Origin of the sequence: Methylobacterium sp. ap11, assembly GCF_900110515.1 — a bacterium.
Taxonomy (GTDB): domain Bacteria; phylum Pseudomonadota; class Alphaproteobacteria; order Rhizobiales; family Beijerinckiaceae; genus Methylobacterium; species Methylobacterium ajmalii.
The window spans coordinates 266,793-282,029 of record NZ_FOEB01000006.1; the positions used below are offsets into that span (position 1 = coordinate 266,793).

Here is a 15,237-nt window from a genome sequence, read left to right on the forward strand (position 1 = left end):
CCGGCTTCCCGACGCCTTGCCCCCGTCCGCATCAGGCCGAGAACACTCCGCCTGAAATCGACAGGATCGCGGACGGATGCTCAATTCAGCCCGCCTCATGCCGCCCTGACCGAGGCGAGGAAGCGCGCGACCTCGCCGCCGAGATGCTCGGACTGGTGCGACAGGGCGGAGGAGGCCGTAAGGACCTGACCCGCCGAGAGGCCGGACTGCTCGGCGGCGCCCGCCACCGCCGCGACGTTGCCGGTGACCGATTCGGTGCCGAGCGCCGCCTGGGCGATGTTGCGCACGATCTCGCGGGTCGCCGCGCCCTGCTCCTCGACCGCCGCGGCGATCGCCGTGGCGACGCCCGCGATCTCCTCGATCCGCGCGGTGATGCCGGCGATCGCCCCGGCGGCCAGACCTGTCGAGGCCTGGATCGCGGCGATCTGCGAGGTGATTTCCTCGGTGGCGCGCGCCGTCTGGCCGGCCAGTTCCTTCACTTCCGCCGCCACCACCGCGAAGCCGCGGCCGGCCGCACCCGCGCGGGCGGCCTCGATGGTGGCGTTCAACGCGAGCAGGTTGGTCTGGGCGGCGATCGACGAGATCAGCCCGACAACGTCGCCGATGCGATGGGTCGCCTCGGTGAGGGTGCGGACCTGGTCGGCGGTCCGGCCGGCTTCCGCCACCGCGGCCTGGGCGAGCCGGGCCGAGCCGTCGACCTGGCGGCCGATCTCGCCGACCGAGGCGCCGAGTTCCTCGGCCGCCGCCGCCACCGTGCCGACGTTGGAGGAGGCCTCCTCGGCGGCGGCGGCCACGCTGGTCGATTGCGCGGCGGTCTCCCGCGCCGTCGCGGTCATCGCCTCGGCGGTCGCCTGCAGCTCGGTCGCCGAGGTCGAGACCTGGCCGACGATGCCGCCGACCGCCACCTCGAAGGCGTCCGCCATCTGGCGCATCGCGGCGCGGCGCTGCTCCTCGGCCGAGGCGCGGGCGAGCACGGTCTCCTCCTCCAGGGCGCGAGCCCGCTGCATGCTTTCCTTGAACACCTGCACGGCGCCCGCCATCGCGCCGATCTCGTCGCGCCGGCCGGTCGCCGGCACGGGCTCGTCGAGCCGGCCGCGCGCCAGCGCCGCCATGCTGCCCGACAGCGCAGTCAGCGGCCGGGCGATGCTGCGCCCGATCAGCGTCGCGACGACGCCGACGACGAGCGCCACGAGGCCGGCCCCGGCGAAGAGGTTGCGCAGCCAGGCATGGACCTGGGACGCGGTGTCGTCGGCAAAGACGCCGGTGCCGACGACCCAGCCCCACGGCGCGAACAGGCGCGCGTAGGACAGCTTCTCGACCGGCACGTCGGAGCCGGGGCGGAACCAGGTGTAGGTCTCGAAGGCGGCGCCCTCCGCCTCGACCTTGCGCATCATCTCGGCGAAGAACCGGCGGCCGGACGGCTCCGTGAAGGTGCTCGCGTCCCGGCCGATCATGCGGGTGTCGGCATGCGCGATCATCCGCGATTGCCGGTCGTTGACCCAGAAGAACTCCTTGCCGCCGTAGCGCAGGCCGGTCACCGCCGCGGCCGCGGCGGCCTGCGCCGCTTCCCGGGTCATCCGGCCGGCCCGCTCCTCGGCCTCGAAATGCGCGAGTAGGCTGTGGGCGGTCTCGACCAGATCCTTCGTCTTGAGGGCGCGGGCGCCGCTCACCGCCCCGGCGAGGTCGTAGGCGGCGAGGCCCAGGATCAGGGCGAGCCCGATGAGGGCGACGCCCGTCAGGGACTGGATCCGCGCGGCGATCTTGAGCGACATGGGCAGGCTTCCGGATGCGACGGGCCACGCACGCCCGTCGGATGCGCACCGGCGGGCGGGGAGTACGTGGCGTGTCGAAGGGAGGGTCCGATCGGGTCGGCTTGTCCGTCGCGTGTGAGGCCTAACTGTTACGATCGTCATAACGCATGGTCAGCGGCTGGCGGGCGACCATCGTTCGCAGGTTGCATTCCTCGCCCCGCGGCAGCTTTGCGTATGGGTGCTCGGGCGATGCCGCCGGATCCGCGCGACGACGCGCGGCCGCGCGATCTTCAGCTTGCCGCAACGCCATCTCCGCCATCGCCGTAAGCATTTGTTCGGGACTAAACCTGTAATCGGGGGGCACAGGAGAGCCGTGCGGCTGCCGGGAGGGACGCGATGCCCGACGAGAGGACCTTCGTCCTCGTGACAGACAGGCCGGACCGCAGTGCCGCGATCGGCGCGGCCCTGCGGAGCATCGGGATCTGCGACGTCGTCGGCCCCGACGAGACCTGGCGGGGCCGCCGGGCGCTCGCCGGCGTGGTGTCGGACATGACCCTCGCCCGGCCGGAAGCCGACCACTGCCTGCGCACCCTGCAGCGCCGGTTCGCCGACAAGAACCTGCCGGTGATCTGCCTCCTGCGGAAGGCGACCCAGGACGCGCTGCGCCACGCCAAGACCCTCGGGGCGACGGTGTGCATGCCCGCCTACGTGCCGCCCGAGACCATCGTGGCGGCCCTCGCCAACCAGGTCGGGATCATCGCCGAGGGCGAGGCCCAGACGGTGAGCCAGGGCGTGGCCCGGGCCGGCGAGGCGCTGAACGGCCTCCTCGCCGAGGCGCGGGCCGGCCAGCCGATCCGCATGGGCGCCGTCGAGGCCGGCCTCGGCCCGATCCTCACCGCGGTGCGCGAGGGCGGCCTCGCCCGCTGGCTCGATACGGTGTGGACCCACGACGACGCCACCTACCAGCATTGCCTGCTGGTCGCCGGCCATGCCGCGCAGTTCTCGCTGCATCTGGGCTTCCGCCACGAGGACCAGTTCCGCTTCGTGCGCGCCGCGCTGATCCACGACGTCGGCAAGGCCCGCATCCCGCTCGAGATCCTCAACAAGCCCGGCCGGCTCACGCCCGACGAGATGAGCGTGATGCGCACCCACGCCGCCATCGGCCACGAGATCCTGGTGGCGGGCGGCGAGCGCGACCCGATCACCCTGCTGGCCGCCCGCCACCACCACGAGATGCTCGACGGATCGGGCTATCCGGACGGCCTCGCCGAGGGGCAGATCGGCGACATCGTGCGCCTGCTCACGATCTGCGACATCTACGCCGCCCTGACCGAGCGCCGTCCCTACAAGCCGCCGATGCCGATGGCTGACGCGATGGCGATCCTGTCCGCCATGGACGGCAAGCTCGAAGCCCGCCTGGTGCAGTCCTTCGGCGAATCGCTCAAGGCGGCGGGCTGAGCCGGCTCCGCGCTGCGGAGCGGCGGCCGAGCGACCGTCGGGCCGACGGCGGCCCGGTCCACGCGGCCGCATGCCGGCTGCTCCATCGTGGTATCCCGTCACGAACGACCGATCCGCCTTCCGGGCGGCCGTTCTGCGGGGCCCCGCTCACGCGGTGCGCCGCTCGCCGGGGCAGGTGAGGGCGGTGAACGCCTCGGCGGGCATCGGGCGGCCGAACAGGTAGCCCTGGGCCTCCTCGCAGCCCTGCGCCCGCAATCCCTCCGCCATCGTCTCGGTCTCGACGCCCTCCGCGATGACGTCGAGCCCGAAGCTGCGCCCGAGCGTCAGCACCGATTGCACGATCGCCCGGTCCTGGGACGAGGCGACCATGCCCTGCACGAACGAGCGGTCGATCTTCAGCCGGGTGAGCGGGAAGCGCTTGAGCAGGCTCAGCGAGGCGTAGCCGGTGCCGTAATCGTCGAAGGCGAGGCCGACGCCGAGGGCGCGCAGCGCCCGCAGCGGCGCGATCAGCGCTTCGTCGTGCTGCAGGATGATGGTCTCGGTGATCTCGAGCTCGAGGGCCGAAGCCGGCAGGCCGGAATCGGCCAGCGCGGCCTTCACCTCGTCGACGAGGCTCGCCGAGTGGAACTGCGCCCCGAACAGGTTGACGCCGATCCGGAGGTCGCCGGCCCCGGCCCGGCGCCACGCGGCGGCCTGGGCGCAGGCCTCCCGCAGCACGAAGCGGCCGACCGGCACGGCGAGCCGGCTCCCCTCGAGGGGGGCCAGGAACTCCGCCGGGGACAGGAGGCCGAGGCGGGGATGGCGCCAGCGGATCAGCGCCTCGGCGCCCACCACCCGGCGGTCGGCGAGGCGCAGCTGCGGCTGGTAGAACAGCACGAATTCCCCGGCCGCCAGCGCCCGCGGCAGCTCCTGCTGGCGCGCGGTCCAGGACAGGGTGGCGTCGCGCAGGGCCGGCGTGAACAGGCGGTGGCAGTGCCGTCCGGCGCGCTTGGCCTCGTAGAGCGCCATGTCGGCGCAGGCGAGCAGCCCGTCGGCGAGGGGAGCGTGGAGCGGGCTGAGCGCGATGCCGATGCTCGCCCCGATATGGATGGCCTGGTCCTCGACCTGGAACGGCTCGGAGAGGCTGTGCAGCAGCGTGTCGGCGAAGGCCGTCGCCGGTCCGGGCTCGCCGCGGCCGGGCAGCAGCACCGCGAACTCGTCGCCGCCCATCCGGGCGACGTACCCGTCCCGGCCGATGCAGGCGGAGAGCCGCGCGCCGGCCTGCCGGATCAGGTCGTCGCCGGCCTCGTGGCCGAGGCTGTCGTTGACCTTCTTGAACCCGTCGAGGTCGATCATCAGGGCGGCGGCCCCGGAACCCTCCGGCGCGTCGGCGAGGCGCGCCATCGCCAGGGCGAGGCCTCGGCGGTTGCTCAGGCCGGTCAGGCCGTCGGTCTCGGCCTGCCGCCGCAGGCTCGCCATCAGGCGCGTGCGCTCGCGCATCCGCTCCTCCAGCACTCCGAGCGCATCGAACAGCCGTCGGATCTCCGTCACCCGCACGACCTGAGGCCGGGGCGGGGCCGGCACCCCGTCCTGCGACAGGGCCATCACGGTCTCGCGGGCGATCAGCAGCGGGCGCAGCACCGAGGCGCGCAGCGATTGCAGCACGGCGACGAGCAGCGCCAGGAGCGCGACGGTGCCGCAGGCGACGACGGCGAGCCGGGTCCCCACGGCGTCGCGCTCGGCGGCGAAGCCCGCGACCATTCCGGCGAGGTAGCGGTCGCGCAGGGACTCGACCGGCTTCAGGGTCGGGACGTAGCGGCGGGTGAGCTCGTCGGCCGAGAGCGCGTAGCGCCCGCCGGCCCGTCCCTCCGCGATCGCCGCGTCGATCAGGCCGAGCCCGGTCTCGCCGAAGGTCGTCTCGACCTCGCGCAGGAGGTCCGCCAGGGGTTCGCCCGGCCCGAACGCCGCCTGGCCGCGCAGGAGCCGCATCAACTCGACGATGCGGCCGCGCATCTGCCTCGCCTCGGCGAGCTGGGCCACGCCGAGCGGCTGCTGCACCGCGACCGCCGGGATGATCGCCGAGCCGATCCGGCCGCCGAATTCGCGCAGGTCGCTCACCACGTGGGCGACGAGGCCGGGCCCGATCAGGACCGGGTCGGCCCGGCCGAGGGTGCGGATCTCCCAGGCGACCGCCTCCTGGAAGACGTCGACCACCGCCACCATCCGGGCGACCGCCGCGGCGATGTCGCCGGCCCGGCGCCCGTCGGCCGGCAGCGCGGCGACCCGGTCGACCTCCCGGCGCGCCTCCTTCAGCCGGGCCAGGGTCGCCGCGACGACGCGGGCCGGCACGGACCGGTCTTCCCCCGGCGAGGCGGCCGGGCCGGCCCGTTCGAGGATTGCGAGGGCCGCGTCGCTCGTCGCCCGGAACGCGGCGAGCCGGCCCTCGGCCGCCGGGTCGCTGCCGGGCGCGATCGCCATGACCACGTTCGAGGGGCCGCGCTCGGCCGAGAGGCGGTTGGCGGCCTCCAGCACCTGCCGCAGCCGGGCGATGCGCGCGAGGTTGTTCCGGCTGTCGCGGTAGGCGGTGACCGAGGGGGCGACGACGATCGCCGTCAGGGCGAGGAGGCCCGCCGCCAGCAGCAGGGCGGTGCCCCGGAGCCGCCGGCCGAGCCCGACCTCCCGCCGCCGGGTCGGCCCGGCCCCTGCCATGCCCGAGGAAGCGGCCGATGCCGGAGAGGGTTGATGCACGGAAGTCCCCGGCGAGGCTGGATCGACGCTGCGCGGTGTCGTCGCGCGGCGGGGCCAGGGGAGGGGGCCGCGGGACGGAGTCGCCCGGGCCTAACGGAAAAGCGTTGCCGAATCGCTGCGGGGCGAACCGGTCCTCCCGGCTCACCCGTTAAACCGCTTCGGGCGGCCGGCGAGGGCGGCGGCGAGGCTCCGGATACCGGCCCGGATCGCATTGGGCTCGCTGCCGGCAAAACCCAGGACCAGCCCGGCCCGGTCCGGCCGCGCCGCCGCATCGTGGTAGAGCGGGCCGACCGGGTAGACGCCGATCCCGGCCGCCCGCGCCGTCGCCACGATGGCGGCCTCCCGCGAGGCCGGTTCATGCGGGAACCAGGCGACGAGGTGCAGGCCCGCCGCCGCGCCCTCGACCCGGACCTCGGCACCGAAGCTTTCGGCGAGGGCGGCCAGCAGGGCGGCGCGGCGGGCGGCGTTGCGCCGGCGGGCCTGGCGCAGGTGGCGCTCGTAGGCGCCGCCGGCCATCAGCTCCGCCAGGGCGGCCTGTTCCAGCCCCGGCGCCTGCCGGTCGGCGAGGCGCTTGGCCTCGGTCACGACGGCCGCGAGGGCCGGCGGCACCACGAGGTAGCCCAGGCGCAGCTGCGGCGAGAGGGTCTTGGAGACCGTCCCGACATGGACGACGCGGCCGGTGCGATCGAGGCTCGAGAGCGATTCCACCGGCCTGCCGTCGAAGCGGTACTCGCCGTCGTAATCGTCCTCGACGACGATCGCGCCGCAGGCCTCCGCCCAGGCGAGCAGGGCCTGCCGGCGGGCGACCGGCATCACGCCGCCGAGGGGGAACTGGTGCGAGGGCGTGACGTAGGCGAGCCGTGCGGGCCCGAACCCGACGAGGCATTCGGTCCGCATGCCCTCCGCGTCGACCGGGACCGGCACGATCGCGGCGCCCGCGACCGCGAAGGCCCGCCGCGCCGTGCCGTAGCCCGGATCCTCGAACGCCACCCGGTCGCCGGGATCGACGAAGAGCCGGGCGCAGAGGTCGATCCCCTGCTGCGAGCCGTTGACCACGACGATCTGGTCGCGCTCGCAGCGCAGGCCGCGGGCGCGCCAGAGGTAGCCCTGCAGCGCCGCCCGCAGCTCCGGCAGCCCGCGGGGGTCGCCGTAGCCGAGCCGGGCCGGCCGGCGCAGCAGGACCGCGTTGAGCGCCCGCCGCCAGGCGAGGACCGGAAAATCGCCCCCCGAGAGGTCGCCGTAGCGGAAATCGATCGCCGGACCCGGGCGCGCGTCGGGCGGCGGCTCGGCCAGGAGGCGCCGGCCGAAGGCGGCGAGCCGCGGCGGCGCAGCCGAGGTGTCGGGCGTCGCCGCCGGCACGGGCAGGATGCCGGCGGCGACGCGGGTGCGCCCGCCGGGCCTCGTCTCGAGCCAGCCCTCGGCGGCGAGCTGGTCGTAGGCGGCCGTCACGGTGGTGCGCGAGACCCCGAGCTCGGCCGCGAGCGCCCGGCTCGACGGCACCGCCGATCCCGGCGGATAGACCCCCCGGACGATCTGCGCCTTCAGGTCGGCGCCGATCCGGCGGCTGCCGGGCGCGGTGCGGGGCGACGCGTCGGTCAAGCTGGCCCACCGTTTTCTCTGCGAACTGGCCGTTCAGCATGGGCCGGTTTCGGGGCAAGGACCAGCGCCGGACCCGTGCCGCCCGACAAGACCCGCCGCCCGACAAGACCCGCCGCCCGAAACGACCTGCCGCCGGAGGAGACCTTCGATGTACGTCCCGCCCGCCTTCCGCGAGACCGACGAAGCCGCGATCCACGAAACGATGCGCGCCGCGCCGCTCGCGAGCCTCGTGACCGCGACGGCGGACGGGCTCCTGTGCACGCCGCTGCCGCTCCTCCTCGCGCCAGAGGAGGGCGAGCGGGGCGTGCTCTACGGCCATCTCGCCCGGGCCAACCCGCATTGGCGCGCGCCGGCCCTGGCGGAGTCCCTGGCGATCTTCTGCGGGCCCGACGCCTACGTGACGCCGTCCTGGTACGCGACGAAGCGCGAGACCGGGAAGGTCGTGCCGACCTGGAACTACGTCGCGGTCCACGCCTACGGCACCGCCGAGTTCTTCGACGAGCCCGACCGCCTGCTCGCCGTCGTCACCCGGCTCACCGAGCGGCACGAGGGCGCGCGGGCGGCGCCTTGGGCGGTCGCGGACGCGCCGGCGGACTTCGTCGCCGCGCAGCTGCGCGGCATCGTCGGCCTGCGGCTGCCGATCGCCCGTCTCGAGGGCAAGCGCAAGATGAGCCAGAACCGCAGCGCGGCCGACCGTGCCGGCGTCGCGGCCGGGCTCGCGGCGGGCGATGACGGCGCGCGCCGGGTGGCCGGCCTGATCCCCGAGGGCTGATCCGCCCGACCGGAATTTGCCCCCGGTCCGATCCTTGCTCCAAGATGCCCGGCGAACGCGAACCGGGACGGGGCATGGCGGACCTGCGAAGCCTGGAGATCTTCTACTGGGCCGCCTCGTTGTGCAGCTTCCGCAAGGCGGCGGAACGGATGAACACCTCGCAGCCGGCGGTGTCGCAGCGCATCGCCGCCCTGGAGGACGAGTTCGGGGTGCGGCTGTTCGAGCGCCGCGCCCGTTCGGTCGCGCTCACGCCCAAGGGGCGCGACCTCCTCGGCTATGCCGAGCGCTTCCTGCACCTGCGCACCGAGATGATGCGGAGCGTGGCCGGGCCCGGCGCGATGCGGGGCGTCCTGCGCCTCGGGGTGTCCGAGACCATCGTGCATACCTGGCTGATGCGCTTCATCGCCCGGATGAACGAGACCCATCCCGGGGTCACGGTGGACATCGCGGTCGACATCTCGCCCAACATGCGCGACGCGCTGCTGAACCGCGACCTCGACCTCGCCTTCCTGGTCGGCCCGATCACCATGCCGAGCCTCGTCAACCTGCCGCTCTGCAGCGTGTCCCTGGCCTGGATCGCCGCGCCGCAGCTCGATCTCGGCCCCGGCGAGGTCAGCCTGGCGAGCCTCCTGCGGCATCCGCTGATCACCTACCCGAAGAACACCAACCCGTACGTGTCCCTGCGCGAGATGCTGGCGCGCTCCGACCTGCCGCCGCCGCGTCTGCACAGCAACGCCTCGCTCTCCACCATCGTGCGCATGGCCCGCGAGGGCATCGGCATCGGGGTGATCCCGCCCGAGGTGGTGCGCCGCGACCTGGAGGAGGGCGCCCTGCGGGTGATCGCCCCGGCGCCGGCCCTGCCCGACATCGCCTTCACGGCCACCTATGCCAGCCTGCCCGACAGCGGCCTCGCCGCGGAGGCCGCCCGGCTCGCCTGCGAGGTCGCCGCCGCGCCGGACTGGCGCCAGTGACACGGATAAGGCCCGCTTATCGAAACCGATGCGAAATCACGATTGGCCGTGACGTGCCTGCGATGTGATCATGCTTCATCCTTGGGCAGGACATCTGCCGCGAGCAGGGGATCTGCGATGACCCTTCCCTTCGACCGGGCGCGGATAAGCGGCGAGGCCGCCCGGCTCGCCTGCCGCAGCGGCGCCATCACGGGCTGCACCGCCGGCATCGCCGACGGCTTCGTCCAGGGCAACCTCGCGGTGCTGCCGGCCGACCTCGCCGCCGAGTTCCTGCTGTTTGCCCAGCGCAACCCGAAATCCTGCCCGATCATCGGCGTCTCCGCGCCGGGCGAGCGGCGGATCCCCGAACTCGGCCTCGACCTCGACATCGCGACCGACATCCCGGGCTACCGGGTCTGGCGCGACGGCGAGGTGGTGGCCGAGCGCGACGAGGTCGTCGACCTTTGGCGCGACGACCTCGTCGCCTTCGTGATCGGCTGCTCCTACTCGTTCGAGGCGGCGATGGCCGAGGACGGCCTGCCGCTGCGCCACGTCGAGATGGGGGTACGGGTGCCGATGTACCGCACCAGCATCCCCTGCACCCCGACCGGCCGCTTCGCCGGGCCGATGGTGGTGTCGATGCGCCCGCTCACCCCCGCGCAGGCCATCCGGGCGGTGCAGATCACCTCGCGCTTCCCCGCCGTGCACGGCGCGCCGGTCCATCTCGGCCGGCCGGACCTGATCGGCATCGCGGACATCGCCGCCCCCGATTACGGCGATCCCGTCACCATCGGTGCCGACGAGATCCCGGTCTTCTGGGCCTGCGGCGTCACCCCGCAATCGGTCATCGCCGCGGTGCGGCCGGCCTTCGCCATCACCCATGCCCCGGGCTGCATGCTGATCACCGACCGGCGCAACAGCGAATATGCGGTGCTCTAACAGATGTCCCCTATCACTTCGTCTTAGCCTTTTGTTCGCATTATTCCCGCGCTCAAGCCGTCGACGGTGCCGGCGTCGGCTTTTCAAAAGCAGCGGAATGAGGCTTAGAAGAACTCCCCGACCCCTGGAGGCCAGCGCATGATCCGTCGTCGAGAACTCTTGGTGGGCGCCGGCGCCCTGTCCCTCGCCTCGCTCCGCGGTGCGCCCGCCCGCGCCGCGGCGCCGGAGGTGGTGGTCGGCGTGCTCTACGCCATGTCGGGGGCGAGCGCGCAGGTCGGGGTGGATGCTCGTCACGCCATCGAGACCGCGCTCGACCTGATCAACAACGACCACGATCTCGACCTGCCGGGCGCCAAGGGCGTCGGGCTCGCCGGGTTCGGCGGCGCCAAGATCCGCCTCGTCTTCGCCGACCATCAGGCCGACCCGCAGAAGGGCCGCGCCGAGGCCGAGCGCCTGATCACCCAGGACAAGGTGGCGGCGCTCGTCGGCTGCTACCAGTCGGCGGTCTCGGCCACCGTCAGCGCCACCGCCGAGCGCTACGGCGTACCCTTCGTCTGCGCCGATTCCTCGTCGCCGAGCCTGCATCGCAAGGGCCTGAAGTACTTCTTCCGGCCGGCCGCCCACGACGAGATGTTCTCGACCGCGATGTTCGATTTCCTGGACGCCCAGCGCAAGCGGGGCCAGACGATCGACTCGGTCGCGCTGTTCTTCGAGGACACCATCTACGGCGTCGATTCCTCGACGGTGCAGCGCAAGCTCGCCGCCGAGCGCGGCTACAAGCTCGTCGCCGACGTGAAGTACAAGAGCAACTCGCCCTCGCTGACCGCCGAGGTGCAGCAGCTCAAGACCGCCAACGCCGACGTGCTCCTGCCGACGAGCTACACCACCGACGCGATCCTGCTGACGAAGACGATGGCCGAACTCGGCTACAAGCCGAAGAGCATCATCGCGCAGGCCGCCGGCTTCTCCGAGAAGGTCACCTACGACGCGGTCGGCGACAAGCTCCAGGGCCTGATCTCGCGGGGCAGCTTCTCCCTCGACCTCGCCGCCAAGCGCCCGATGGTCGCCACCGTCAACGCCATGTACAAGGCCCGCGCCGGCCGCGACCTCAACGACAACTCCTCGCGCCAGTTCATGGCGATGATCGTGCTCGCCGACGCCCTCGACCGCGCCGGCTCAACCGACGGCCAGAAGATCCGCGCCGCGCTCGCCGCCACCGACATCCCGGGCAACCGCACGGTGATGCCCTGGACCAAGGTGGCCTTCGGCCCCGACGGCCAGAACATCCACGCCGATCCGGTCCTGCTGCAGTGGATCGGCGACAAGTTCGTCACCGTCTTCCCGGAATCGGCCGCGGTGGCGCCGGCCAAGTGGCCGATGAACGCGTAAGGCGATGCTCTTTCTCCTCTCCCCGCGGGCGGGGAGAGGGCCGTGTTCCCGTCCAGGGAACACGGCAAGCGGAGGCGAAGCCGGAGCGAGGGTGAGGTGCCGGACGAGCCTCGTCCGGAGACATCCCCTCACCCTCGCCCCGCGGGCTCGCCGACCCCTCTGAACGAGGGCTCGGCCCTCTCCCCGCCCGCGGGGAGAGGAGGACCCTGCGCCATTCCTCGCGCCGAGCGATCCATCATTGCACGCCCCCACCGGAGCCCCCACCCCCATGACCACGCAAGCCCTGGTGCAGGTGCTGGCGAGCGGCCTCCTGATGGGCTTGATCTACGCCCTCATCGCGGTCGGCCTCTCGCTGATCTTCGGCCTGATGGACGTGGTGAACTTCGCCCATGGCGAGTTCCTGATGCTCGCCATGTACGCGACCTTCGGGCTGGTGCTCGTCACCCAGCTCGATCCGGTGGTGCTGATGCCGCTGGTCGCCGCCCTGCTCTTCGTTCTCGGCGCCGCCGCCTATCTGGGCGTGGTCCGCTTCGCCATGCGGGCCAAGGCCAACCAGGGCATGGTGCAGATCTTCGCCACCTTCGGCCTGGCGATCCTGCTCCAGGGCGCCGCCCAGTACCTGTTCACGCCCGATTACCGCAACGTCCAGAACACCTGGCTCGGCGGGCGCACCCTCGAACTCGGCGGGATCTTCCTGCCCTGGCCGCAGCTGTTCGGGGCCGTGGTCTCGCTCGCCGCCTTCGGGGGGCTGCACCTCCTGATGAGCCGTACCGATTTCGGCCGCGCGCTGGAGGCGACGCGCGAGGACCAGGGCGCGGTGGCGCTCGTCGGCATCGACCGCAACCGGGTCTTCGCCCTCGGCTGGGGCCTGGGCGCGGCACTCGTCGGCCTCGCCGGCGCGGTGCTGGCGATCTTCTACTACATCCACCCCCAGGTCGGGGCGAGCTTCGCGCTGATCGCCTACGTCACGGTGGCGCTCGGCGGCTTCGGCAGCGTCGCCGGAGCGCTGGTCGCCGGGATCATCGTCGGCCTCGTCGAGGCGTTCACGGCGGTGATCCTGCCGCCGGCGCTGAAATCGAGCGGGGTCTACGCCCTCTACCTCGCGGTGGTGTTCGTGCGGCCGCAAGGCCTGTTCGGGAGGCTCTGATGACCGCCGCGACCACCCCCCTGGCCCCGGGTTCCGGCCTCGCGCGGGCCGAGGCGAGCCACGCCGCCAAGCGCCGGCGCAAGCTCGTCGTCGCCGCCCTGGTCTTCGCGGGGCTGGCCGCGCTGCCCTACGGCATCACCGACGTCTACCTGCAGAACGTCCTGATCCTGACCCTGATGTACGCCGCGCTCTCGCAGAGCTGGAACATCCTGGGCGGCTATTGCGGACAGGTGTCGCTCGGCCACGCGCTCTATTTCGGCCTCGGTGCCTACGCGACCTCGGTCCTGTTCGTGACTTACGGCGTGCTGCCGTGGTTCGGCATGCTGGCGGGCGGCCTGCTTTCGGCCGCGGTGGCGCTGGTCCTCGGCTATCCGTGCTTCCGCCTGGCCGGCCACTACTTCTCGATCGCCACCATCGTGATCGCGGAGATCGGGCTGCTGCTCGTCCACAACTGGGACTTCGTCGGCGGCGCGATGGGCATCCAGTGGCCGTTCAACCCCGATTCGTGGTGGACGCTCCAGTTCGCCCGCGACAAGGTCCCGTACGTCCACTTCGCGGTCGGGTTCCTGGCGGTGGTCTGGTTCGTCACTTGGCTGATCGAGGGCTCGCGCTGGGGCTACTGGTGGCGCGCCGTCAAGGACGACGCCCAGGCCGCCGAGAGCCTCGGCGTCGAGGTGTTCCGCTCCAAGATGGCGGCGGCCGCGGTCTCGGCCTTTTTCACCGCGATCGGCGGCGGCTTCTACGCGGCCTACGTCTCCTACATCGATCCCGAGAGCGTGATGAGCTTCCGCTTCTCGCTGCTCTTCGCCTTGCCGGCGGTGCTCGGCGGCATCGGCACTCTATGGGGGCCGCTCGTCGGCGCGGCGATCCTGATCCCGCTCACCGAGATCAGCCGCTCCTATCTCGGCGGCAGCGGCAACGGCCTCGACCTGATGCTGTACGGCGTGCTGGTCATGGTGGTGGCGCTCGCCCGGCCGGAAGGCGTGCTCAGCCTGTTTGCCCGCACCCGCCGGGCCCGCAACGAGGAGGCCGCGCCGTGAGCGAACCTTTGCTGCGCATCGACCACGTCACGCTCCGCTTCGGCGGCCTCGTCGCCAACGCCGATGTCAGCCTCGACGTGCCGGAGGGCCAGATCCTCGGCCTGCTCGGGCCGAACGGGGCCGGCAAGTCGACCCTGTTCAACCTGATCTCCGGCACCTACCAGCCGAGCGAGGGACGGATCTTTTTCCGGGGCGAGGACATCACCCCGCTCTCCGCCCCCGAGCGCTGCCGACGCGGCATCGCCCGCACCTTCCAGGTGCCCCGCTCGTTCGATTCGATGAACGTGCTCGAGAACGTCGTCGTCGGGGGCTTTGCCCGGCACGCCAGCGCCGCCGCGGCCCGCCGCCGGGCGCTCGAGACCCTCGACTTCGCCGGCCTCGCCCATCGCGCCGAGGCCGTGGCCGGCGAGCTGACCCCGCCGGAGAAGCGCCGCCTGGAAGTGGCGCGCGCGCTCGCCACCGAGCCGAAGCTCCTCCTCCTCGACGAGGTGCTGACGGGATTGACCCCCAGCGAGGCCAAGGCCGGCGTCGAGCTGATCCGCAAGGTGGCGGCGAGCGGCGTCACCGTCATCATGGTCGAGCACGTGATGGAGGTGGTGATGCCGCTCGTCGACCGCGCGGTCGTCCTGCATCTCGGCCGGGTCCTCGCGGAAGGTCACCCGACCGAGGTGGTGCGCCACGAGGGCGTGATCACCGCCTATCTGGGGGAGCGCCACCGTGCTGCTTGAGGTCCGCGGGCTCTCCACCGCCTATCAGGGCTTGCTCGCCATCCAGGGCGTCTCGATCGAGGTCGCGAGCGGCGAGATCGTCGTCGTGGCGGGCGCCAACGGCGCCGGCAAGTCGACCTTGCTCAAGTCCATCGCCGGGATGGAGCGGCCGAAAGCCGGCGAGGTGGTGTTCGACGGCGCCCGCATCGACGGGCTGCCGGGCCACGCCATCACGGCCAGGGGCATCGCCTACGTGCCGGAGAACAAGCGGCTGTTTCCCCGCCTCTCGGTTGCCGACAACCTGCGGCTCGGCAGCTATCTCCACCGCAAGGCGCCCGACCGCGAGGCGCCGCTCGAGCGGGTGTTCTCGCTGTTTCCCCGCCTCAAGGAGCGCCTGCCGCAGCGCGCCGGCACGCTCTCGGGCGGCGAGCAGCAGATGCTCGCCATCGGCCGCGCCCTGATGACGAGGCCGCGCCTCCTGATGCTCGACGAGCCCTCGCAGGGCATCATGCCCAAGCTCGTCGACGAGATCTTTTCCGCCATCGAGGCGATCCGGGCGTCGGGCACCACGATCCTCCTGGTCGAGCAGCGCCTCGCGGAATCGCTCGGCATCGCCGACCGGGCCTACGTGCTCCAGACCGGCCGGCTGATGCTCTCGGGGCCCGCCGCGACCCTGCGCGACGATCCAGAGGTGCGCCGGGTCTATCTCGGGATCTAGATCCGTGACTCCCGCTGCCGGTCCCGATGCTCTACAGAGG

Annotated in this window: 12 protein-coding genes; 9 read left to right on the plus strand and 3 right to left on the minus strand. The window is 72.6% G+C overall.

Annotated elements, in window-relative coordinates; translation table 11 throughout:
* Positions 1-95 precede the first annotated feature (95 nt).
* Positions 96-1,772: a methyl-accepting chemotaxis protein gene (locus BMX97_RS11530; RefSeq protein ID WP_091749642.1), complete on the minus strand. Its 1,677-nt coding sequence runs from the start codon at positions 1,770-1,772 to the stop codon at positions 96-98.
* Between the two features lie 375 nt (positions 1,773-2,147).
* Here BMX97_RS11530 and BMX97_RS11535 point away from each other — a divergent pair, with 375 nt between their 5' ends.
* Positions 2,148-3,209, plus strand: a complete 1,062-nt coding sequence (locus BMX97_RS11535; protein WP_091749645.1) for an HD-GYP domain-containing protein — start codon at positions 2,148-2,150, stop codon at positions 3,207-3,209.
* A gap of 147 nt (positions 3,210-3,356) precedes the next feature.
* Here the strand turns inward: BMX97_RS11535 and BMX97_RS11540 are convergent, their stop codons facing one another.
* Together BMX97_RS11540 and BMX97_RS11545 are read right to left on the minus strand one after the other, a co-directional pair.
* The gene (locus tag BMX97_RS11540) at positions 3,357-5,897 is read right to left on the minus strand and encodes a putative bifunctional diguanylate cyclase/phosphodiesterase (protein ID WP_091749648.1); all 2,541 of its coding nucleotides are present in this window, start codon (positions 5,895-5,897) and stop codon (positions 3,357-3,359) included.
* A gap of 180 nt (positions 5,898-6,077) precedes the next feature.
* Positions 6,078-7,535: a MocR-like pyridoxine biosynthesis transcription factor PdxR gene (locus tag BMX97_RS11545; RefSeq protein ID WP_091749651.1), complete on the minus strand. Its 1,458-nt coding sequence runs from the start codon at positions 7,533-7,535 to the stop codon at positions 6,078-6,080.
* 148 nt (positions 7,536-7,683) lie between these two features.
* On the opposite strand from BMX97_RS11545, the gene BMX97_RS11550 reads away from it, so the two are divergent.
* The 8 genes from BMX97_RS11550 to BMX97_RS11585 all read left to right on the plus strand — a co-directional run bounded on the left by BMX97_RS11550 (position 7,684) and on the right by BMX97_RS11585 (position 15,197).
* Positions 7,684-8,307 carry an FMN-binding negative transcriptional regulator gene (locus BMX97_RS11550; protein WP_091749654.1) on the plus strand — a complete coding sequence of 208 codons (624 nt, stop codon included), beginning with the start codon at positions 7,684-7,686 and terminating at the stop codon, positions 8,305-8,307.
* Positions 8,308-8,381: 74 nt separating this feature from the next.
* Positions 8,382-9,278: a LysR family transcriptional regulator gene (locus BMX97_RS11555; RefSeq protein WP_091749657.1), complete on the plus strand. Its 897-nt coding sequence runs from the start codon at positions 8,382-8,384 to the stop codon at positions 9,276-9,278.
* Positions 9,279-9,395: 117 nt separating this feature from the next.
* Positions 9,396-10,196 carry a putative hydro-lyase gene (locus BMX97_RS11560; protein WP_091749660.1) on the plus strand — a complete coding sequence of 267 codons (801 nt, stop codon included), beginning with the start codon at positions 9,396-9,398 and terminating at the stop codon, positions 10,194-10,196.
* A 138-nt stretch (positions 10,197-10,334) separates the two neighbouring features.
* Positions 10,335-11,585 (plus strand): ABC transporter substrate-binding protein, encoded by a 1,251-nt coding sequence (locus BMX97_RS11565; protein WP_091749663.1) that lies wholly within the window; start codon positions 10,335-10,337, stop codon positions 11,583-11,585.
* Between the two features lie 268 nt (positions 11,586-11,853).
* Positions 11,854-12,732 carry a branched-chain amino acid ABC transporter permease gene (locus BMX97_RS11570; protein ID WP_091749666.1) on the plus strand — a complete coding sequence of 293 codons (879 nt, stop codon included), beginning with the start codon at positions 11,854-11,856 and terminating at the stop codon, positions 12,730-12,732.
* The gene (locus tag BMX97_RS11575; RefSeq protein ID WP_091749670.1) at positions 12,732-13,772 is read left to right on the plus strand and encodes a branched-chain amino acid ABC transporter permease; all 1,041 of its coding nucleotides are present in this window, start codon (positions 12,732-12,734) and stop codon (positions 13,770-13,772) included. Before BMX97_RS11570 ends, BMX97_RS11575 begins: the two co-directional genes overlap by 1 nt.
* Positions 13,769-14,500, plus strand: a complete 732-nt coding sequence (locus BMX97_RS11580; protein ID WP_091749673.1) for an ABC transporter ATP-binding protein — start codon at positions 13,769-13,771, stop codon at positions 14,498-14,500. The genes BMX97_RS11575 and BMX97_RS11580 overlap by 4 nt, the downstream gene beginning before the upstream one ends.
* Complete coding sequence (locus tag BMX97_RS11585; RefSeq protein ID WP_177202194.1) at positions 14,493-15,197, plus strand: ABC transporter ATP-binding protein; 705 nt, start codon at positions 14,493-14,495, stop codon at positions 15,195-15,197. Before BMX97_RS11580 ends, BMX97_RS11585 begins: the two co-directional genes overlap by 8 nt.
* The last annotated feature ends 40 nt before the right edge of the window (positions 15,198-15,237 follow it).

Coding starts and splice junctions, on each gene's coding strand:
- BMX97_RS11550 (WP_091749654.1), top strand. CDS start 7,684: ATGTACGTCCCGCCCGCCTTCCGCGAGACCGACGAAGCCGCGATCCAC.
- BMX97_RS11540 (WP_091749648.1), bottom strand. CDS start 5,897: ATGGCAGGGGCCGGGCCGACCCGGCGGCGGGAGGTCGGGCTCGGCCGG.
- BMX97_RS11575 (WP_091749670.1), top strand. CDS start 12,732: ATGACCGCCGCGACCACCCCCCTGGCCCCGGGTTCCGGCCTCGCGCGG.
- BMX97_RS11555 (WP_091749657.1), top strand. CDS start 8,382: ATGGCGGACCTGCGAAGCCTGGAGATCTTCTACTGGGCCGCCTCGTTG.
- BMX97_RS11560 (WP_091749660.1), top strand. CDS start 9,396: ATGACCCTTCCCTTCGACCGGGCGCGGATAAGCGGCGAGGCCGCCCGG.
- BMX97_RS11565 (WP_091749663.1), top strand. CDS start 10,335: ATGATCCGTCGTCGAGAACTCTTGGTGGGCGCCGGCGCCCTGTCCCTC.
- BMX97_RS11570 (WP_091749666.1), top strand. CDS start 11,854: ATGACCACGCAAGCCCTGGTGCAGGTGCTGGCGAGCGGCCTCCTGATG.
- BMX97_RS11530 (WP_091749642.1), bottom strand. CDS start 1,772: ATGTCGCTCAAGATCGCCGCGCGGATCCAGTCCCTGACGGGCGTCGCC.
- BMX97_RS11535 (WP_091749645.1), top strand. CDS start 2,148: ATGCCCGACGAGAGGACCTTCGTCCTCGTGACAGACAGGCCGGACCGC.